The 18,192-nt window shown below is 70.3% G+C and carries 19 protein-coding genes and 3 tRNA genes; 8 read left to right on the forward strand and 14 right to left on the reverse strand.

The genetic code is table 11. From position 1 onward, the window contains the following. Window positions 1-43 precede the first annotated feature (43 nt). The 3 genes from nusG to ACWGI8_RS19925 form a co-directional block, all read right to left on the reverse strand. Window positions 44-970, reverse strand: a complete 927-nt coding sequence (gene nusG / locus ACWGI8_RS19915; protein WP_453662589.1) for a transcription termination/antitermination protein NusG — start codon at window positions 968-970, stop codon at window positions 44-46. A gap of 74 nt (window positions 971-1,044) precedes the next feature. Further along, window positions 1,045-1,332 (reverse strand): preprotein translocase subunit SecE, encoded by a 288-nt coding sequence (gene secE, locus ACWGI8_RS19920; protein ID WP_453662591.1) that lies wholly within the window; start codon window positions 1,330-1,332, stop codon window positions 1,045-1,047. 103 nt (window positions 1,333-1,435) lie between these two features. Further along, window positions 1,436-1,508, reverse strand: a tRNA-Trp gene (locus tag ACWGI8_RS19925). A 259-nt stretch (window positions 1,509-1,767) separates the two neighbouring features. Here ACWGI8_RS19925 and ACWGI8_RS19930 point away from each other — a divergent pair. After that, window positions 1,768-2,994: a pyridoxal phosphate-dependent aminotransferase gene (locus ACWGI8_RS19930; RefSeq protein WP_453662593.1), complete on the forward strand. Its 1,227-nt coding sequence runs from the start codon at window positions 1,768-1,770 to the stop codon at window positions 2,992-2,994. A 196-nt stretch (window positions 2,995-3,190) separates the two neighbouring features. Next, on the forward strand, window positions 3,191-4,252 hold the full coding sequence (locus ACWGI8_RS19935) for an adenosine deaminase (protein ID WP_453662595.1): 1,062 nt from the start codon (window positions 3,191-3,193) through the stop codon (window positions 4,250-4,252). Here ACWGI8_RS19935 and ACWGI8_RS19940 read toward each other — a convergent pair. Beyond that, window positions 4,197-4,916: a hypothetical protein gene (locus ACWGI8_RS19940; protein WP_453662596.1), complete on the reverse strand. Its 720-nt coding sequence runs from the start codon at window positions 4,914-4,916 to the stop codon at window positions 4,197-4,199. The genes ACWGI8_RS19935 and ACWGI8_RS19940 overlap by 56 nt on opposite strands. 43 nt (window positions 4,917-4,959) lie before the next feature. Further along, window positions 4,960-5,571 carry a TetR/AcrR family transcriptional regulator gene (locus ACWGI8_RS19945; protein ID WP_453662598.1) on the reverse strand — a complete coding sequence of 204 codons (612 nt, stop codon included), beginning with the start codon at window positions 5,569-5,571 and terminating at the stop codon, window positions 4,960-4,962. A gap of 169 nt (window positions 5,572-5,740) precedes the next feature. Between ACWGI8_RS19945 and ACWGI8_RS19950 the strand changes: the two genes are divergently transcribed. Then, on the forward strand, window positions 5,741-6,376 hold the full coding sequence (locus tag ACWGI8_RS19950) for an NAD(P)-dependent oxidoreductase (RefSeq protein ID WP_453662599.1): 636 nt from the start codon (window positions 5,741-5,743) through the stop codon (window positions 6,374-6,376). A gap of 89 nt (window positions 6,377-6,465) precedes the next feature. On the opposite strand, the gene ACWGI8_RS19955 is transcribed toward ACWGI8_RS19950, so the two are convergent. From ACWGI8_RS19955 to ACWGI8_RS19990, 8 genes are all read right to left on the reverse strand, one after another. After that, window positions 6,466-7,521, reverse strand: a complete 1,056-nt coding sequence (locus ACWGI8_RS19955; protein ID WP_453662600.1) for a UDP-N-acetylmuramate dehydrogenase — start codon at window positions 7,519-7,521, stop codon at window positions 6,466-6,468. Window positions 7,522-7,661: 140 nt separating this feature from the next. Further along, complete coding sequence (locus ACWGI8_RS19960) at window positions 7,662-9,206, reverse strand: DHA2 family efflux MFS transporter permease subunit (RefSeq protein WP_453662602.1); 1,545 nt, start codon at window positions 9,204-9,206, stop codon at window positions 7,662-7,664. A gap of 99 nt (window positions 9,207-9,305) precedes the next feature. Beyond that, window positions 9,306-9,872, reverse strand: a complete 567-nt coding sequence (locus ACWGI8_RS19965) for a TetR/AcrR family transcriptional regulator (RefSeq protein WP_453662604.1) — start codon at window positions 9,870-9,872, stop codon at window positions 9,306-9,308. Between the two features lie 182 nt (window positions 9,873-10,054). After that, on the reverse strand, window positions 10,055-10,483 hold the full coding sequence (locus tag ACWGI8_RS19970) for a MaoC family dehydratase (protein WP_453662606.1): 429 nt from the start codon (window positions 10,481-10,483) through the stop codon (window positions 10,055-10,057). 5 nt (window positions 10,484-10,488) lie between these two features. Next, a complete protein-coding gene (locus ACWGI8_RS19975; protein ID WP_453662608.1) occupies window positions 10,489-10,941 on the reverse strand; it encodes an FAS1-like dehydratase domain-containing protein in 453 nt (150 codons plus the stop codon). Window positions 10,942-11,073: 132 nt separating this feature from the next. Then, window positions 11,074-11,238 (reverse strand): 50S ribosomal protein L33, encoded by a 165-nt coding sequence (gene rpmG, locus ACWGI8_RS19980; protein ID WP_003948671.1) that lies wholly within the window; start codon window positions 11,236-11,238, stop codon window positions 11,074-11,076. 86 nt (window positions 11,239-11,324) lie between these two features. After that, window positions 11,325-11,397: transfer RNA gene (locus ACWGI8_RS19985), tRNA-Met, on the reverse strand. Window positions 11,398-11,444: 47 nt separating this feature from the next. Beyond that, a tRNA-Thr gene (locus ACWGI8_RS19990) sits at window positions 11,445-11,517 on the reverse strand. A gap of 361 nt (window positions 11,518-11,878) precedes the next feature. Here ACWGI8_RS19990 and ACWGI8_RS19995 point away from each other — a divergent pair. From ACWGI8_RS19995 to ACWGI8_RS20015, 5 genes are all read left to right on the forward strand, one after another. Next, window positions 11,879-13,126, forward strand: a complete 1,248-nt coding sequence (locus ACWGI8_RS19995; RefSeq protein WP_453662610.1) for an amidohydrolase family protein — start codon at window positions 11,879-11,881, stop codon at window positions 13,124-13,126. Between the two features lie 411 nt (window positions 13,127-13,537). After that, the gene (locus ACWGI8_RS20000; protein WP_453662612.1) at window positions 13,538-14,194 is read left to right on the forward strand and encodes an SDR family oxidoreductase; all 657 of its coding nucleotides are present in this window, start codon (window positions 13,538-13,540) and stop codon (window positions 14,192-14,194) included. Window positions 14,195-14,344: 150 nt separating this feature from the next. Then, window positions 14,345-14,845 carry a GyrI-like domain-containing protein gene (locus ACWGI8_RS20005; RefSeq protein ID WP_453662614.1) on the forward strand — a complete coding sequence of 167 codons (501 nt, stop codon included), beginning with the start codon at window positions 14,345-14,347 and terminating at the stop codon, window positions 14,843-14,845. A gap of 524 nt (window positions 14,846-15,369) precedes the next feature. Next, entirely contained in the window at window positions 15,370-16,083 is a 714-nt protein-coding gene (locus ACWGI8_RS20010) for a transglycosylase SLT domain-containing protein (RefSeq protein ID WP_453662615.1), read from the forward strand. Window positions 16,084-16,612: 529 nt separating this feature from the next. Next, the gene (locus ACWGI8_RS20015; RefSeq protein ID WP_453662617.1) at window positions 16,613-17,041 is read left to right on the forward strand and encodes a nuclear transport factor 2 family protein; all 429 of its coding nucleotides are present in this window, start codon (window positions 16,613-16,615) and stop codon (window positions 17,039-17,041) included. Between the two features lie 70 nt (window positions 17,042-17,111). Here the strand turns inward: ACWGI8_RS20015 and ACWGI8_RS20020 are convergent, their stop codons facing one another. Beyond that, complete coding sequence (locus ACWGI8_RS20020) at window positions 17,112-17,843, reverse strand: Type 1 glutamine amidotransferase-like domain-containing protein (RefSeq protein WP_453662618.1); 732 nt, start codon at window positions 17,841-17,843, stop codon at window positions 17,112-17,114. Window positions 17,844-18,192 lie beyond the last annotated feature (349 nt).

Below are 18,192 nucleotides of genomic sequence, written 5' to 3' on the forward strand. Positions count from 1 at the left end.
GCCTTGAGGGCCGTTCTGACCTGATCGGAAACCTGTGTGCCGGTTAGTTCTTCTGGATCTGGTCGAAGCTCAGCTCGACCGGGGTCTCGCGGCCGAAGATCTCGACGAGGCCCTTGACCTTCTTCGAGTCGGCGTTGATCTCGTTGATCGTGGCCTGCAGGGTGGCGAACGGACCGTCGGTGACGGTGACCGAGTCGCCGACCTCGAAGTCCAGCACCTGGACCTCGACCTTGCGGGCCGGAGCCGGCTTGCCCTCGGCCTCGGCGGCCTCGCGGGCGGCCTTCTCCTCCGCCTCCGGGGCGAGCATCTTGACGATCTCGTCCAGGGTCAGCGGGTACGGGTCGTAGGCGTTGCCGACGAAGCCGGTGACACCGGGAGTGTTGCGGACGACGCCCCAGGACTCGTTCGTCAGGTCCATCCGGACGAGCACATAGCCGGGCAGCTTGTTCTGCCGGACGTTCTTGCGCTCGCCGTTCTTGATCTGGACGATCTCTTCCTCGGGCACCTCGGCCTGGTAGATGAAGTCCTCGACGTTCAGCGAGACGGCGCGCTGCTCCAGGTTGGCCTTCACGCGCTTCTCGTAGCCCGCGTAGGTGTGGATCACGTACCACTCGCCGGGCAGACCGCGCAGCTCGTCGCGGAGCGCGGCGATCGGGTCGGCGGGGGCCTCGGGCTCCGCGGCCGGAGCCTCCTCGGCCTCTTCGCTCTCCTCGGTGGGCTCAGCGGCAGCCTCGGACTCGTCGTCGGCGGTCAGGTCCTCGTCCTGGACGGCGTCCTCGTCCTCGATGACGCTCTCGTCCTCGACGTGGATCGCGGCTTCCTCGGCCGGCACGCCCGCCTCGGCGTCCGCAGCTTCCGCCTGGTCTGGGTCCACAGCGTCCGCCGCCTCGACGATGTCGAGCTGGTCCTCAGTGGACTCCGCTGCATCTACGCGCGGCTCAACGGCGTCGTTCAGGTTCGGGTCAGACACGGTGGCTGCTTCTTCCTGGATACAGATTGGGTGGAACATGCGAAAGGGGCGCCGATGAGGCGCCCTCCGCGGGATCAGCCGAAGACGTACTTGACTGCTTCCTGGAAGCCATAGTCAATCACGGTCACGAGGCCGATCATGATGACAACGAAGACAATCACCACGGTGGTGTACGTCGTCAGCTGGCTGCGAGTGGGCCAGACGACCTTGCGCAGCTCGGCGACGATCTGGCGGTAGAACAGCGCGAGACGACCCAGGGGGCCCTTCTTTCCGCGCTTGCCGCCCTTACGGGTCTTCTTCCGGTTCTCCGGCGCTTCGTCCTCGGCATCAGGCATGTCGATGGAGCCCACGGCGTCCGTCACGTCTCTCACCTGATTCCGGGTCGTGGCCGTGCCGCGCCCGGTGGAGCCGCACGGCGGTGCATAGAAGTACGTACATGCGCACACATCCTGGCGGTGTGTGTAGCAGGGCCGGAGGGACTTGAACCCCCAACCGCTGGTTTTGGAGACCAGTGCTCTACCAATTGAGCTACGACCCTTTGTGGTTCCCCCCAAACCTACCGCATCAGTAGAGGTGGTCGGTGAGGGCCAACGACGAGTGAGTGTACGTGGTCAGAGGCCGTGCGTCGAACAGATAGCTCCGAGGCGGTTCCTGTCCGCGTTCTTTCGCGTTCCTTTCACCTTCCTTCGCGTTCGTGCCGGGCGTCGCGTACGCGACGGGTCAACGTCCCGTGAGCGCCCCGTCCGCTCTTCGGAACCTGTGTGCCCGGGCCGTGCGGGGTCTGGGACGATGGCCGCATGAGCGCTGCTATTCCACCCACCGAGCGCCGGGTCTCCGCCCGAATCGGCGCGATCTCCGAGTCCGCGACCCTCGCCGTCGACGCCAAGGCCAAGGCCCTGAAGGCCGCCGGGCGTCCGGTGATCGGTTTCGGCGCCGGCGAGCCCGACTTCCCGACTCCGGACTACATCGTCGAGGCCGCGATCGAGGCCTGCAAGAACCCCAAGTACCACCGCTACACGCCGGCCGGCGGCCTCCCCGAGCTGAAGAAGGCCATCGCCGAGAAGACGCTGCGCGACTCCGGCTACGAGGTCGACCCCGCCCAGGTCCTGGTGACCAACGGCGGCAAGCAGGCGATCTACGAGGCCTTCGCGGCGATCCTGGACCCGGGTGACGAGGTCATCGTCCCGGCCCCGTACTGGACGACGTACCCCGAGTCGATCCGCCTCGCCGACGGCGTCCCGGTGGAGGTCGTCGCCGACGAGACCACCGGCTACCGGGTGTCGGTGGAGCAGCTGGAGGCGGCGCGTACCGAGAAGACCAAGGTGGTCCTCTTCGTCTCCCCGTCCAACCCCACCGGCGCGGTCTACAGCGAGGCGGACGCCGAGGCGATCGGCCGCTGGGCACTCGAGCACGGCCTGTGGGTGCTGACGGACGAGATCTACGAGCACCTGGTCTACGGCGACGCGAAGTTCACCTCGCTGCCGGCCCTCGTGCCCGAGCTGCGCGACAAGTGCATCGTGGTGAACGGTGTGGCGAAGACGTACGCGATGACCGGCTGGCGGGTGGGCTGGATCGTCGGCCCGAAGGACGTCGTGAAGGCCGCGACCAACCTGCAGTCGCACGCCACGTCGAACGTGTCGAACGTGGCGCAGGTCGCCGCGCTGGCCGCCGTCTCCGGGAACCTGGACGCGGTCGCGAAGATGCGTGAGGCCTTCGACCGCCGCCGGCAGACGATCGTGCGCATGCTGAGCGAGATCGACGGCGTGGTCTGCCCGACGCCCGAGGGCGCGTTCTACGCGTACCCCTCGGTCAAGGGCGTGCTCGGCAAGGAGATCCGCGGCAAGCGCCCGCAGACCTCGGTCGAGCTGGCGGCGCTGATCCTGGACGAGGCCGAGGTCGCGGTCGTGCCGGGCGAGGCGTTCGGTACGCCGGGCTATCTGCGGCTGTCGTACGCGCTGGGCGACGAGGACCTGGTCGAGGGTGTCTCGCGGATCCAGAAGCTGCTCTCGGAGGCCCGGGACTGAGGTTCCGGTTTCCGCTGGTTCCGCTGGTTCTGCGTGTTCCGCTGGTCCTGCGTGTTCCGCTGGTCCTGCGTGTTCCGCTGGTTCCGCTTCCTGACGGGCTCCCGGCTTCGGCCGGGGGTCCGTTTCTTCGTTCGGGCAAGAACCCGATCGGGGAAAGGGGATGCCGTAGGGGCGGGGCGTGCGGCAGGATCCTGCAATGCCCCACCTTTCAGGGGGACACCCCCCGACCCCCCCGGACGTCCGAGATCTCACCCTGCTGCCCAAGGCCCATCTGCACCTGCACTTCACCGGGTCGATGCGGCCCGCCACCCTCCTCGAACTCGCCGACAAGTACGGCGTGCACCTCCCCGACGCGCTGACCGGCGGCGAACCGCCGAAGCTCCGGGCGACGGACGAGCGCGGCTGGTTCCGCTTCCAGCGGCTGTACGACATCGCGCGCTCCTGCCTGCGGGCGCCCGAGGACATCCATCGGCTGGTTCGGGAGACGGCCCAGGAGGACGTCAAGGACGGTTCCGGCTGGCTGGAGATCCAGGTCGACCCGACGTCGTACGCGCCGATGCTGGGCGGGCTGATCCCCGCGATCGAGGTCATCCTCGACGCCGTGGACGGCGCGGCGCGTGAGACCGGCCTCGGGATCCGGGTCGTGGTCGCCGCCAACCGGATGAAGCACCCCCTGGACGCCCGTACTCTCGCCCGGCTCGCGGTGCGCCACGCGGACCGGGGCGTGGTCGGCTTCGGGCTCTCGAACGACGAGCGGCGCGGTATGGCACGCGACTTCGACCGGGCGTTCGCCATCGCCCGGGAGGGCGGGCTGCTGGCGGCCCCGCACGGCGGCGAGCTGACCGGCCCGTCGTCCGTGAGGGACTGCCTGGACGATCTGCACGCCTCGCGGATCGGCCACGGCGTACGGGCGGCCGAGGATCCCCGGCTGCTGCGCAAGCTGGCCGAGCGCGGAGTGACGTGCGAGGTGTGCCCGGCGTCGAACGTGGCGCTGGGGGTGTACGAGAAACCCGAGGACGTTCCGCTTCGGACGCTGTGGGACGCCGGCGTACCCATGGCGCTGGGCGCGGACGACCCGCTGCTGTTCGGCTCCCGGCTGGCGGCCCAGTACGAGATCGCGCGGCGCCATCACGGCTTCACGGACGCCGAGCTCGCGGAGCTGGCCCGCCAGTCCGTGCGCGGCTCCGCGGCGCCGGAGGACATCAGCAGGAAGCTGCTGTCCGGGATCGACGACTGGCTGGCCGGCCCGGTGGCCTGAAGTGGCGGTAGGGCGGATACGCCTGGAAGCCGATGTCCAGTTCCGGCCGGTCCCAGCGGTGGTCGGGCTCGAACAGCGGGCTGAGGGAGGACCCCAGGACGTCGATGCCCTTCGCCGCGTGCTTCGACAGGGGAGCGTTGCCCGCCGCCTCCTCGAAGCAGGTGGCGGCCTCGGCGAAGACGTCGCGGCTGCCGAAGAGGAACAGGGTGCGTGCGTGGACGGCCGGGCGCAGCCACTGGGAGCTGCGCCAGTTGTGGTCCTCCCATTCCTTCCGCCAGGCGGCGGCGCGGGCCGCGGTGCGACGCTCGTCCGTCCGGACCGTCAGCGGTGTGCCGTGACGCAGTCCGGCGCGGAGCCCGGGCCAGCGGGAGGGCCGCAGGCCGAGTGAGTGGTGGACGAGGACGATGTCGACCGGAACACCCGGGGAGAACGTCCTCGGCAGGCTCTCGCGCAGCGGCACGTGCACCACCGTGTGGCGTGAGAACGCGACAAAGGCGAACAGTCCCGCGAGCCGGGACAGCCCGTCGTGGTCGCCGAGCAGATACCCCCACCTGTCGTGCAGGGGGTCGTTCAGCGTCGTGTGCCGGAGGGGATGCCGGGGCTGCACGATCCGGTACGTGTGCGGGCCGGTGCGCGGCCTGAACTCGTCGAGCCTCAGCCGCATATGAGGTCGGACAGGTTGGCGGACATGGTCCCCAGGATGACGCTCAGCGCGGCCACGTCTCAACGGAAATTCCGCGCAGCAGTGTCCGGGCGAGGGTCGCTGCGAACTCGTCGACGGACTGCGGGGGCTGCTTGCCGGCGGTCGCGTCGTAGGCGAAGGCCCGCTGCGCGCAGGCGCCGAGCAGCAGTGAAGCCGCGGCGAAGGTGTCCGCGCCGGGGTCGATACGGCCCGCGTCCCGCTCGGCCCGCAGATAGGCGTCGAGGCTCTCGATGGGCAGGTGGGGTCCGGTGCCCATCTCCCGCATGGCGGCGTCGTGGCGGGCCTTCAGTTTGGTCTCGGCGTAGAGGGACGCTCCGATCGGGAAGCTCTGGGCGTAGAAGAGGGTGGCCTGGCGGGCGATCTCGGTGAGGTTCTCCTCGACGGTTCGCTCCCCCGGGTCGGTGACGAGCCGGCGCAGCAGCGGGGCGAGCTGCGGCAGCCGTTCCCGGAGCACGCTCACGAACAGTTCTTCCTTGCTCGCGAAGTACTTGTAGAGCGCGGCCTCGGAGCAGCCCGCGGACGCGGCGATGGCCTTGGTGGTGGCGCGGGCCAGACCGACGCTGAGCATCAGTTCGTGGGCGGCGTCGAGGATGCGCTCGCGGGTGGGCTTCTCCATGGTGCTCCTTCCGGGGCGTGACGAGCGGGGCTGGGACGAGCGGTGCTTGGACGAGCAGGGCTTGAGGAGCCGGGGCTCGACGAGCGGGGAGCGGGGCTTGACGAACAGGTGAGTGTTTACTCACCCTAGTGGTGAGTAAACACTCACCCACCGTCCCGGGAGGCTCGTCATGCAGCTCACGGTTTTCGGCGCCAGCGGGGGCATCGGCCAGGAGATCGTCCGGCAGGCCCTGGCAGCAGGCCACCAGGTCACAGCGGTGGTCCGCGATCCGGCGCGGCTTACGGTCACGGGCGAGGGGCTGGAGATCAGCACGCCCCGCTTCGACGACCCGGAGGCGCTAAGGCAGGCGGTCGCGGGCCGGGACGTGGTCTTCTCGGGTCTCGGCCCGCGCAGTACCAAGCAGGTCGGTGTCGCCTCCCGCCTCACGCGCCTGGTCCTCCAGGCCATGGAGGCGGAGGGGACGCGGCGCTTCCTGGCGGTGAGCGCGGCGCCGCTCGGGCCCGTACCGGAGGACGAGACGTTCTTCCTGCGGTACATCGGGACACCGCTCGTGTCGCGTGCGCTGCGCAAGCACTACGACGACCTGCGGATCATGGAGGCCGATATGCGCGGCAGCGCGACGGACTGGACGTCGGTGCGCCCGCCGCGCCTGACCGACGCCCCGCTGACCGGGCACTACCGCACGGCGATCGGCACGAACCTGCGCGGTGGCGGCAAGATCTCGCGGGCGGACGTGGCCCACGCGATGCTCGCGATGGCGGACGACCCCGCCACGGTGAAGCAGGCGGTGGCGGTGGCCTACTGACCGGCACTGAGCGGCACTGAGCGGCACTGAGCGACAGCGAGCGGCTCGGCGTTCTTCCGCTTCCGAGTGCGTCGGCGGCTCGTGAGCGCTCAGAGGCTGACGCCGACCGTCACCGGCTCATTGACGAGGGTGACTCCGAAGGCGTCGCGGACCCCGGCGACGACCTCGCGGGCGAGCGCGAGGAGGTCCTCGGTGGTGGCCTCGCCCCGGTTGGTGAGGGCGAGGGTGTGCTTGGTGGAGATACGGGCCGGGCCGTCGCCGTACCCCTTGGTGAAACCGGCCTTGTCGATGAGCCAGGCGGCGGAGGTCTTGGTGTGGCCGTCGCCCGCGGGGTACGCGGGCGGGGTGGCCCCGTCGCCGAGCCGGGCGCGTACCCGGCCGAGGAAGGTCTCGTACTCGGCGGCGGTCAGGATCGGGTTCGTGAAGAACGACCCGGCCGACCAGGTGTCGTGGTCCTCGGGGTCCAGGACCATGCCCTTGCCCGCGCGCAGCTTCAGGACCGCCTCGCGCGCGGCCGCCGCAGGGACCCGGTCCCCGGCTTCGACGCCGAGGCTGCGGGCGGTCTCCGGGTACTTGATCGGCGCGGACAGGCCCTCCGCGTCCTCCAGCTCGAACCGCACGCGCAGCACCACGTAGCGGTCGGGGTGCGCCTTGAAGCGGCTGTGGCGGTACGAGAATCCGCACTCCGTGTTCGGGATGGTGACCGTCTCACCGCTGCGGCGGTCGAACACCACGACCTCGGTGATCGTCGAGGAGACCTCCTGGCCGTACGCACCGACGTTCTGGATCGGCGTGGCCCCTGCCGAGCCGGGGATCCCCGAGAGGCATTCGAGCCCGGCCAGTCCCGCCTCGACGGTCCGGGCGACGGCCTGGTCCCAGACCTCGCCCGCGGCCAGTTCGAGCGTCGTACCGTCCAGCTCGAAACCGGTGGTGGCGATGCACAGGGCCGTGCCGTCGAACCCCTTGTCCCCGATCACCAGGTTGCTGCCGCCCCCGATGACCAGCAGCGGCGTCCCCGCGGCATCGGCCTCGCGGACGACGGCGATCACCTCCTCGTCCGTGGTGGCGGTGACGAGGCGCGTGGCCGGTCCGCCCAGGCGGAACGTGGTCAGCGGGGCGAGGGGGGCGTCAAGGAGTTCCTGCACGGGGACAAGAGTACGGTCCGGTTCACCCCGGCCCTGGCGGGCCCGGGGTGAACTCGGACGAGGTGTGCCCGGGCTCACGGGCGGGGTGCGCCCGGACTCACGGATGGGTGCGCTCGGACTCACGGACGGTGTGCCCGCGCTCACGCCGTCACGTGTTCGCCGGTGGCCGTTGCGGCCGGGGCGGGCGCCTCGTCGCGCGCCGGCTCGTGTGCCTTGTCGTGGGCCGGCTCGTGTGGCTTGTCGTGGGCCGGCTCGTGTGGCTTGTTGTTCGTCGGCTCGTATGCCTTGTCGTGGGCCGCGGCGGCCGCACCCCGCCGCCGGGGAATCAGCAGGGCCACGAGCGCACCGAGGCCCACCGCCCCCGCGCCGATCCACAGCGCCGGGACCGTGCCGTCCACGAAGGCGTCCGGTGACTCATAGCCGCCCTGGGCCGCGAAGACGGAGGCGAGCACCGCCACACCGAGCGCCCCGCCGACCTCCCTCAGCGCGTTGTTCGCGCCGGAGGCGATGCCCTGCTCCGCCGGGCGGACGCTCGACATGACGAGACTGGCAGCGGGCGCGAAGTACAGCGACATGCCGATGCCGCTGACGATCAGCGAAGGCAGCTGGGCCGCGTACGAGACGTCCGGCGCGATCACCAGCGCGAAGAGCCCCAGCCCCAGCGCCTGGAGCACCAGCCCGGTGACGACCACGGGCCGTCCGCCGACCCGGTCGGAGAGGTAGCCCGCGATGGGCGCGACGAGCATCGGCATGCCGGTCCAGGGCAGCATCCGCAGGCCCGCCTCGGTCGGCGAGTACCCGACGACCGTCTGCAGGAACTGGCTGAGCAGGAATATCGAGCCGAACATCCCCAGGAACATCAGCATGCTCGCGATGTTGATCCCGAAGAAGCCGCGGTCCCGGAAGAGCCGCATCGGCAGCATCGGCCGCTTCCCCTTGATGCTGTGCCGGACGAACGCCGCGACCAGCACTCCGCCCACGATCAGCCCGGTCAGCACCCGCGCGCTGGTCCAGCCGTGCGACGGCGCGCTGACGAGGGCGTACACGATCCCGAAGAGACCCACGCTGACCAGGACCGTTCCGGTGACGTCGAGGCGCGCGCCGGGCCCGTACGACTCCGTCAGGCGCAGCCGGGCGAGCGGCAGCAGGGCCAGCCCGACCGGGACGTTCAGCCAGAAGATCCACTGCCAGGACAGATGCTCGGTGAGGCTGCCTCCGATGAGCGGGCCGCTGGCCACGGCCAGGCCGGTGACCGCGCTGAAGATGCCGAGTGCGGCACCACGACGGGCGACGGGCACGGCCGCCGTGAGCAGGGTGAGGGTCAGCGGCATCATGACCGCGGCCCCGGCGCCCTGCACCGCCCGCGCGGCGATCAGTTCATCGATGCCGGGCGAGAGCGCTGCCGCCGCGGACGCGGCGGTGAAGACCACGAGGCCGCCGATGAAGAGCCGGCGGCGCCCGAACCGGTCCCCGAGCGCCGCTCCGAACATGAGCAGCACGGCGAACGTCAGCGTGTAGGCGTTCACCGTCCACTCCAGGTCCTCCAGCGCACCGCCGAGGTCGGCGCGGATGGAGGGCAGGGCGGTGGTGACGACGAGGTTGTCGAGGGCCGCCATGAAACCGGCGACGCTGGTGATGACGAGAGCCCAGGCGGCGGAGCCACGGCGGGCGTCTTGCTGATGCATTGCTCTCTCCCCCTACATGATTAGTTATTGATGACTAACTTTCGTGGGCGTGAAAATTCGTGGGCGTGAAAAGGGGCACCGCGCGCATCGCGCGAGTGGCTACCCCTCAGGCCCAGGACGCCTGGCCGAGACGTAGAAGCCCTCCCAGACCCGGTGATCGGACGGAAAGCCCATGGCGACCAGCGTGTTGATCAGCATCCCGTACGCGAGAAACGTCGTGGTCTCACCGACGTCCGCGCCGAGCGGCAGATGGACGGCTTCCCACAGCTGCATCCAGCCGGCGCGAACCGCTTCGCCGAATTCATGGTCACCGGCCTCCTCGGCGGCGGCCACGGCGACGTAGGTCTGCATCTGCATGAGCAGCCGCTCGGGGTGCTCGGCGATGATCCGGGTGTACGCGCCGGCCATGGCGTGCAGGGCCTCCTCGCCCTCCAGCCCCTCGCTCGCCTCCTGCAGGACCTGACGTGTCTGCGCCAGGCAGCGCTCCGAAGCGGCCAGGAAGATGGCCTTCTTTCCCGGGAACAGCCGGAAGAGATACGGCTGCGACACACCCACTCGCTTGGCGATCGCCTCGGTGGACGTACCGCTGTAGCCGCCGCGCGCGAACTCGGAGATCGCCGCACGGATGACGCTCTCGCGCCGCTCCTCCGCACTCATTCGAACCATGTGAGCTAAGTTAGTACTCAATCACTAACTTGGCAAGGACGACGTAGGGGCGCTGCTTCTGGAGCAGCGCCCCGCAGTAGCCGGCAGTAGCCCGCAGTAGCCCGTAGCCAGGGGGCCGCTCCAGGAACAGCACCCCTTACCCGTCCTCATACAGGTGAGCCCCGCCTTGCGCAGGGCCCCCGTCAGGCGAGCCGTACGACCGCCCGCGACATGCCCAGCACCTTCTGGCCGGCCGACATCGCCGTCAGGTCGACGCGCACCTTGTTGTCGTCCAGCTTCGCCGCGACCTTGCCACTGACCTCGATGACCGCGCCCTCGTCGTCATTGGGTACGACCACGGGCTTGGTGAAGCGCACGCCGTACTCGACGACCGCTCCCGGATCGCCCACCCAGTCCGTGACCACACGGGCCGCCTCGGCCATGGTGAACATGCCGTGCGCGATGACGTCCGGCAGCCCGACCTCCTTGGCGAACTTCTCGTTCCAGTGGATCGGGTTGAAGTCCCCGGAGGCACCCGCGTACTGCACCAGCGTCGCCCGGGTCACCGGAAAGCTCTGGGCGGGCAGTTCGGTGCCGACCTCGACGTCCGCGTATGCGATCTTCGCCGCCATCACGATCAGGCCTCCTCGGCGCCGCGCGCCACGAGCTTGGTCCACGCGGTCACGACGTGCTCACCGGCCTCGTCGTGCACCTCACCGCGGACGTCCAGGATGTCGTTGCCCGCGAGGGACTTGATCGCCTCGATGGTCGAGGTGACCGTGAGCCGGTCCCCCGCCCGCACCGGGCGGCTGTAGGCGAACTTCTGGTCGCCGTGCACCACGCGGCTGTAGTCCAGGCCCAGTTGCGGGTCCGCGATGACCTCTCCCGCCGCCTTGAAAGTGATCGCGAACACAAAGGTCGGCGGAGCGATCACATCGGAGTGGCCGAGCTGCTTGGCGGCATCCGGGTCGGTGTACGCGGGATTCGTGTCACCCACCGCCTCGGCGAACTCCCGGATCTTTTCCCGGCCGACCTCGTACGGCGCGGTGGGCGGATAGGTCCGCCCCACAAAGGACTGGTCGAGCGCCATGGACGCGCTACCTCCTGGATCTCTTGCCGGAACCGGCCGGGTCTCCTGCCGGACCGGACGTCTTGCCGGACCACCGGAACAAACGACACGAGGCCGCCCCCTGGTGGGGACGGCCTCGCATTCGAGCCTGATTCAGCGCGTCTCGCGGTGCGCGGTGTGCGCGTTGCAGCGCGGGCAGTGCTTCTTCATCTCAAGACGGTCCGGGTTGTTGCGCCGGTTCTTCTTGGTGATGTAGTTCCGCTCCTTGCACTCCACGCAGGCCAGCGTGATCTTCGGGCGGACGTCGGTGGCAGCCACGTGAGTGCTCCTTGGACGGATGGGACGGATGAACGCAGAAAAGAGTAGCCGATCGAAGGACCGACCCCACAATCGGCTACTGTGTGTAGCGGTGACCGGACTTGAACCGGTGACACAGCGATTATGAGCCGCTTGCTCTACCGACTGAGCTACACCGCTGCGATGCCGGATCCCCTCACCCGAAGGCGAGGGTCACCCAACATCAGAGCCCCAATACGGAATCGAACCGTAGACCTTCTCCTTACCATGGAGACGCTCTGCCGACTGAGCTATTGGGGCGAGCGATGAAGACATTACACGGTCGGCCGCCGATCGCCCAAATCCGTTTACGGGCCACGTTGGCCACCTTCGGGGGCGTACGTGCGGGGCCTGGTGCAGGGCTCCGTGCAGGGCTCGGCGCGGGGCTCCGTGCAGGGCTCCGTGCAGGGCTCGGCGCAGGGCTCCGTGGGGAGCGCTGTCACGCCCGTCCCGTACGCCACTCGTGGTCACACCGGTACGACTATTGCGCTCCTTCTCGATGCGCGGTCGGGGCGCCCCTAGGCTCGACCCACGCCGGGTGATCTTGATCGTCCGCTGGTCGCCCGCCACCGCCCGTTCGTTACCGCCGATTCCGCAGGCGACCCCGCCCACCAGGAGCGCTATGCCCGACAGTCAGGCACAGCCGGCCGACGGCACCACCGCAGACACCGCCGCGCTGCTCCTGTGCGGCGCCCGCCTCACCGACGGCCGCACGGTCGACGTACGGCTGAGCGGTGGACGTATCGAGGCCGTCGGCACCGCAGGCAGCCTCAGCGCGACGCCCAAGGTGCACTCCGCGCGCGTGGATCTGAACGGCTATCTGCTGCTCCCCGCCCCCGCCGAGCCGCACACCCACGGCGACACCGCGCTCACCGCGCTCACGGCCGAGGAGCCCGTGTCGTACGCCACGGAGGACGTCCAGCGGCGCACCACCGAGGCCGCCCTGCTGCAGCTCGGGCACGGGGCGACCGCGGTCCGCTCGCACGTACGGATCGGTGACGTGCAGGGGCTGGGTCCGCTGGAGGCGGTGCTGCAGGCGCGTCGGTCGCTGCGCGGGCTCGCCGAGCTGACCGCCGTCGCGGTGCCCCGGCTGCTCACTGGGGTGGCCGGTGCGGACGGGCTCGCGATGCTGCGGGACGCGGTGAAGATGGGCGCGTCCGTGATCGGCGGCAGCCCGGACCTCGACCCGGATCCGACGGGGTACACGGAGGCGGTGCTCGAGGTCGCCGCAGAACACGGCTGCCCCGTCGATCTGCACACAGACGCCGACGACCCGGCGCGGCTCGCCCGACTCGCCGCCATGGCGGGCGGGCTGCGGCCCGGCGTCGCGGTCGGCCCGTGCGCGGGCCTGGCCCGCTTGCCGGCCGAGCTCGCCTCCCGGACGGCGGACCAGCTGGCGGCGGCCGGCGTGACGGTGGTCTGCCTGCCGCAGGGCGGCTGCGCGGGCGCGGAGCTGCGCGGCGTCGCGCCGGTGCGACTGCTGCGTGCGGCCGGGGTGCGGGTCGCGGCGGGCAGTGGGGCGATGCGTGACGTGGCGAACCCGGTGGGGCGCGGCGACCCGCTGGAGGCGGCCTTCCTGCTGGCCTCCCAGGGCGGGCTGCGCGCCCCGGAGGCGTACGACGCGGTGAGCGCGACGGCGCGGGAGGCGATGGGGCTGCCCGAGGTACGGGTGGAGGCGGGCTTCCCGGCCGAGTTGCTGGCGGTGCGCGGCGATCAGCTCGCGGGCGTGCTGTCGCTCGCTTACAGCAGGATCGTCGTCCACAGGGGGCGTGTGGTGGCCCGCACCAGCGCGGTGCGCGAGTACTGCGACTCGGCGGCGGCCGTCGCCCTCGAACTGCCGCGCCAAGGGCGGCCGGATCCCGGACCGTGAGAATCCCGGACCGTGAGAATCCCGGACCGTGAGGATCCCGCCGTGAGCGTCAGGATGCGGGGCCGGGAGGGGCGGGCGCGGGCAGGGCTGCACGCGCCGCGGCGCGGGTGTGCAGGTAGCAGGTCGCAGGTCGCAGGTCGCAGGTCGCAGGTAGCAGGTAGGGGCGTAGCGGACAGGCGGGGCTCCGGGGCGGGGCGGTCGGGTCCCGGTTCCTGGGTACAGGTGCACCGGGCGCGGGCCCGGGGCACGGGCGAGCGGGGCGCGGGCGAGCGGGGCGCGGGCGAGCGGGCGGCGCCTGGGAGCGGGCGCCTGGACGGGAGCGTCGTAACCCGGCGACTGGACGGCCGGATCCCGGCTCCCGGGCGCGTGCGCCGCGCGCGAGGCGCAGTCGACCGGCGTACGGTCGTGAGCATGCGCATTGTCATCGCTGGAGGACACGGTCAGATCGCGCTGCGCCTTGAGCGGCTGCTCGCGGCGGGCGGACACGAGCCGGTGGGCATCATCCGCAAGCCCGAGCAGGGTGACGACCTGCGGGCGGCGGGCGCGGAGCCGGCGCTGCTCGACCTGGAGTCGGCCTCGGTGGAGCAGGTCGCGGCGGTGCTGCAGGGCGCGGACGCCGCGGTGTTCGCCGCGGGCGCGGGCCCCGGCAGCGGCAGCGCGCGCAAGGACACGGTGGACCGCGGCGCGGCGGTGCTCTTCGCGGACGCGGCCGAACGGGCGGGCGTACGGCGGTACATCGTCATCTCGTCGATGGGCGCCGACCCCGAGCACCGGGGCGACGACGTCTTCGACGTGTACCTGCGGGCGAAGGGTGCGGCCGACGCGCACGTACGAGGCAAGAGCGGTCTCGACTGGACGGTCCTGCGCCCGGGGATGCTGACGAACGACGCCGGGACGGGGCTGGTCCGCCTGGAGGCCGGCACCGGGCGCGGGCCGGTGCCCCGGGACGACGTGGCCGCGGTCATCGCGGAGCTCATCGAGACCCCCGCGACGGCCGGGCTGACGCTGGAACTGATCGGCGGAGCCGTGCCGGTCTCGGTCGCGGTGAAGGACATCGCGGGCAACTGACGTGCGCGTGTGCAGCCGTTGTGCCCGTCGACACGTACACCGGTACGCGCACCGCACGCACACCGGTGAACGCACCCCGGTGAACGCACCGGCGCTTGTGACCGATGAACTCCGCCCACCGGCACGGACCTTGACGTCATGAGGGAACCCATGGAGCAGCACCGACCCACCGTCGTACAGCGTCCCGAGCAGACCTATGTGGGTGTCAGAAGGTCCGTCAGGATGGACGCGTTCGACGTCATCGCGGACCGCCTCCCCGAGATCGTCGGCTGGCTGGCCTCGCACGGCACCGCTCCTGCCGGGGCCCCGTTCTTCCGCTTCTACGCCATCGACATGGGCGGCGAATCGGTGGTCGAGGCGGGCGTCCCGGTCACCTCCCCGCCCGAGCCCGAGGGTGACATGGTGGTCGGTACCCTGCCCGCGGGCCGGTACGCCACCCTGAGGCATGTCGGCCACCCCGACGGCCTGTTCGGTGCCATTGCGCGGCTGCGGGAATGGGCAGTGGCAGAGGGCCTGGAATGGGACGTGATCACAGAGGCGAACGGCGTGGAACGCTGGGGCTGCCGTATCGAGTCGTACCTCACGGACCCGCGCGTCGAGCCGGATCCGGGCAAGTGGGAGATGGAACTGGCTTTCCGCCTGGCCGACTGATCACAGCGGACCGGGAAGTGCGCGACGCCCGATAGCAATTCACCGCCGCTGTCGCCATTTCTGCCACTGCCGTCATTGCTTGCGTTGTCGCCACTGCCGCCGTTCCCGCCAAGTCCGCCGATAACCGAGTTCGCTGCAGTGCGGGTTGCGAGGTCAAGAATTCTGATACGTCGTCACTGTCGCGGCGATGACGATTCGTTCGCGCTTGTTGGCATCGTCGGACTGCGGGAGGGATATCGGCGACCGCGGCGGCGGCACCCGGCAACGCGCCCCCATTGTTCTGTACGCGACGACCTGCCGGAATCAGACATGCCCGTGTCGCACGAGCGTGGCGGGGTGGCGCTTTCCATCGTCACCGCCGTACCGCCGCCGTCGCCGCCGCCGGAGCAGCCGCGACGACAGTCGTAGCGGCCGAAAGCCGAGGTCACAGCGGTTAGCCGTCAGTCACGGCCACAGCGACCGGCAGCCGCCCGCGGCCTACTGCAGCCTGCGACTTGCGGCTTGCCGCCTGTACGGCACAGTCCATGAAAGTTCCACAAATCAAGAAACTTCCGACTTTTTGGACTCAGGTGATGGGTCAGGCCGGGTTCAGCCATGGAGACCGACCTGGCCCCGCTTTCCGCTCAATTCGAACCCTTGTGGCGGCAATCACAGAATTGCCCCTTGCCGTCGACCCCTTTCGCTCGGATGCTGAAAACCCCGGCGGAAATCCCCATTCCTTGATGAACCGCCTTGCATGGGATCAATCACCATCCGCAGATTCACGCGAAAGAGGCGCCATGCGGCTTTCCGTTCTCCCTCAGCGAGCAACGTCCAAGATCGTCAGATACCTCGCGGGCGGCCTCGCCACCGCCACGGTTCTGCTCGGAGCAAGCACCGCGGTTCTCCCGACCCCGGCCTCCGCAACCCCCGCAAGCGCACAGCGACTTGACGGCTGGATCAAGCACGCACTGCTGGTGATGGACGCCAAGGGAATTCCCGGCAGCTATGACGGGATCCGCCGGAACCTGATGCGCGAGTCGAGCGGCGACCCCTTCGCCATCAACCTCTGGGACTCGAATGCGGCGGCCGGAATCCCGTCCAAGGGACTCATGCAGGTCATTGACCCGACATTTCGGACATACCACGTAGACGGCACCTCTTGGGACATTTATGACCCAATTGCAAATATTGTGGCGGCGTGCAATTACGCGGCCAAGCGTTACGGGTCCATCGACAACGTGAATGGACCCTACTGATCAAGCAGGATCCGCAAGGCTTCGGCGGCGCGAGACGCGTCGCCGGGTCCAAGCACCAGGTATGTATGTCCATGGCCCCGCATCGGGGCCATGGCTACGTTCCGGCGCATGGCGATTCCCCCGACGCGCACGACGCACACCACTCGTGCGATACACACGCCGCACACGACTCGCGTGATGCGCGCCACGCGCACGAAGGCAGCCGTGACCGCGCTCGCAGCAGCCCGTCACCCTGACCGGCCTCCTCCCGGCGGCGGCCACCGCGCACGAGAGGTCCGGCACGACGTACTACGTCGACTGTCTGCGCGGCAGTGACACCTCCTCTGGCACCAGCAGTGGCGCGGCCTGGCGCAGCCTCGCCCGGGCCTCGCACGCCTACGAACCGGGTGACCTGCTGCTGCGGTGTGGCCCCACCGCGATGAGTTTCCCCGCGTGGCGCAGTCTTCTCGGGTAGGTACATGGATCGCGTGCCCGCGCCCCACCAGGGAGCGGCATCGCCGACCGAGAACGAGCGTGAGCGAGCTGAGCCATGAAGACCGACGAAGAGCAGATCCGGGCTCTGATCGAGCAGTGGGCCGCGGCCGTGCACAAGGGCGACATGAACGGTGTCCTGGCGGACCACTCGGACGACATCGTCATGTTCGACGTGCCGCCGCCCTACGAGGGCGTCCGCGGCATCGACGCCTACCGCGAGACGTGGCCCCCCTTCTTCGCGTGGCAGGCACAGGGCTCCTCGTTCGAGATCGTGTCCCTCGACGTCAGCGCCGGGGACACCGTCGCCTACGCCCACGCCCTGCTGCGCTGCGGAACGCCCCAGGAGCTCGCCGACAACCCTGCGAACCGCCTACGGCTCACCGTCGGCCTTCGCAAGGAACAGGGCCGTTGGGTCATCGCACACGAGCACCACTCGTTCCCTTACCCGACCGCGGGCGACGCCGGTGCCACCACGACCGCCTAGCGCGCGGTACGCGTGATGCGCGAGGTACCCGCGGTACCGCGGTACGCGCGGTGCACCCCCCGCCGCAGGCTCATACAGGCGTCCGGAGCTCGAAACCCTCGCCGGCGCGGTAAGCCCGCACCAAGGCCCGGTCCGCCGACTCCGCGCGTACCACGTGCACCCTGCCCAGGCCGGACACCTGGCCGCGGCAGCCGTCCACGGTCAGCAGCGTGTTCTCGTCGATCGCCACGCCCCGCCCCACACCGCCACGCGTGACCGCCTCGATCAGGCGGGGCAGGGTGCCCCACTGCGCAGCGTGCACATCGACGGCGCCGGGGACCAGACCAAGGCCGGGCCGGACCTCTATCTCCTCCAGGTCCTCGGCCGAGTCGGCCGGACAGACGGGCACCCCGCCGGAAAGCCAGCCGCCGACCAACGCGCTGCGTGCGGCGACCGCGGCTCCGGCGGAGAACCCCGCGTACGGCATCCTCCGGGCCGCGAGCAGGTCCGGCAGCGCCGTGAGAACCGGGGCGAGCGCGTCCTGGTAGGCGGGGGTCGGACCGCCGCCCACCAGCAGCGCGTCGGCCCCGGCCAGCGCTTCAGGGTCCAGGGTCGCGCCGATCGGTACCAGCACCGGCACCGGCGTGCAGGGCGCGACCCGGCGCAGGACCTTCTCGAAGCGAGAGAAGTACTCGGCTCCGTCGCCTTCGTCGATGAGCAGGCAGGCCACGGTCGGACGGGTTCCGGCCGCGGCGAGGAAAGGGCCGTAGACGAGGCTGGAGGCATCCTCGTCCCAGCCGCCCCCGATCAGAAATGCAGTCACGCAGCGCTCCCCCCAGGAGATCCCGCACGGTTCTCGGCGGGCGGTGCCGGTCCGGAGGCTAACAACCGGCTGGACGGGGCAGCGAGCGATTTGTCGCCCGCCGGCCGAAGGGCCGCTGCCTGCCCGTCATCCCCGGGGACGAAGTCCGACGCCCCGTGGACATCGCCCGGTGGTGTGTGCCGCCGCCCACGAACCCCGACTTCACGCGTCTGCCGCTGCCCAAGGGGACAGCGGAATGCGCCTACGGCGCCTACGGCTCAGGGGTCGGCTCCGCCGGCGGGGGGGGGCACCCCCCGGGGGTGGGACCCCGGGGGGACCCGCCAGCCCGCCACCCAGGGGGTGACAGGTT

Source organism: Streptomyces sp. NPDC054841 (assembly GCF_053611045.1).

Coding starts and splice junctions, on each gene's coding strand:
- ACWGI8_RS19935 (WP_453662595.1), top strand. CDS start 3,191: ATGCCCCACCTTTCAGGGGGACACCCCCCGACCCCCCCGGACGTCCGA.
- ACWGI8_RS19940 (WP_453662596.1), bottom strand. CDS start 4,916: ATGCGGCTGAGGCTCGACGAGTTCAGGCCGCGCACCGGCCCGCACACG.
- ACWGI8_RS19950 (WP_453662599.1), top strand. CDS start 5,741: ATGCAGCTCACGGTTTTCGGCGCCAGCGGGGGCATCGGCCAGGAGATC.
- ACWGI8_RS20015 (WP_453662617.1), top strand. CDS start 16,613: ATGAAGACCGACGAAGAGCAGATCCGGGCTCTGATCGAGCAGTGGGCC.
- ACWGI8_RS20005 (WP_453662614.1), top strand. CDS start 14,345: ATGGAGCAGCACCGACCCACCGTCGTACAGCGTCCCGAGCAGACCTAT.
- ACWGI8_RS19995 (WP_453662610.1), top strand. CDS start 11,879: ATGCCCGACAGTCAGGCACAGCCGGCCGACGGCACCACCGCAGACACC.
- ACWGI8_RS19970 (WP_453662606.1), bottom strand. CDS start 10,483: ATGGCGGCGAAGATCGCATACGCGGACGTCGAGGTCGGCACCGAACTG.
- ACWGI8_RS19965 (WP_453662604.1), bottom strand. CDS start 9,872: ATGGTTCGAATGAGTGCGGAGGAGCGGCGCGAGAGCGTCATCCGTGCG.
- ACWGI8_RS19975 (WP_453662608.1), bottom strand. CDS start 10,941: ATGGCGCTCGACCAGTCCTTTGTGGGGCGGACCTATCCGCCCACCGCG.
- ACWGI8_RS20010 (WP_453662615.1), top strand. CDS start 15,370: ATGAAAGTTCCACAAATCAAGAAACTTCCGACTTTTTGGACTCAGGTG.
- ACWGI8_RS20000 (WP_453662612.1), top strand. CDS start 13,538: ATGCGCATTGTCATCGCTGGAGGACACGGTCAGATCGCGCTGCGCCTT.
- ACWGI8_RS19960 (WP_453662602.1), bottom strand. CDS start 9,206: ATGCATCAGCAAGACGCCCGCCGTGGCTCCGCCGCCTGGGCTCTCGTC.
- ACWGI8_RS19930 (WP_453662593.1), top strand. CDS start 1,768: ATGAGCGCTGCTATTCCACCCACCGAGCGCCGGGTCTCCGCCCGAATC.
- ACWGI8_RS19945 (WP_453662598.1), bottom strand. CDS start 5,571: ATGGAGAAGCCCACCCGCGAGCGCATCCTCGACGCCGCCCACGAACTG.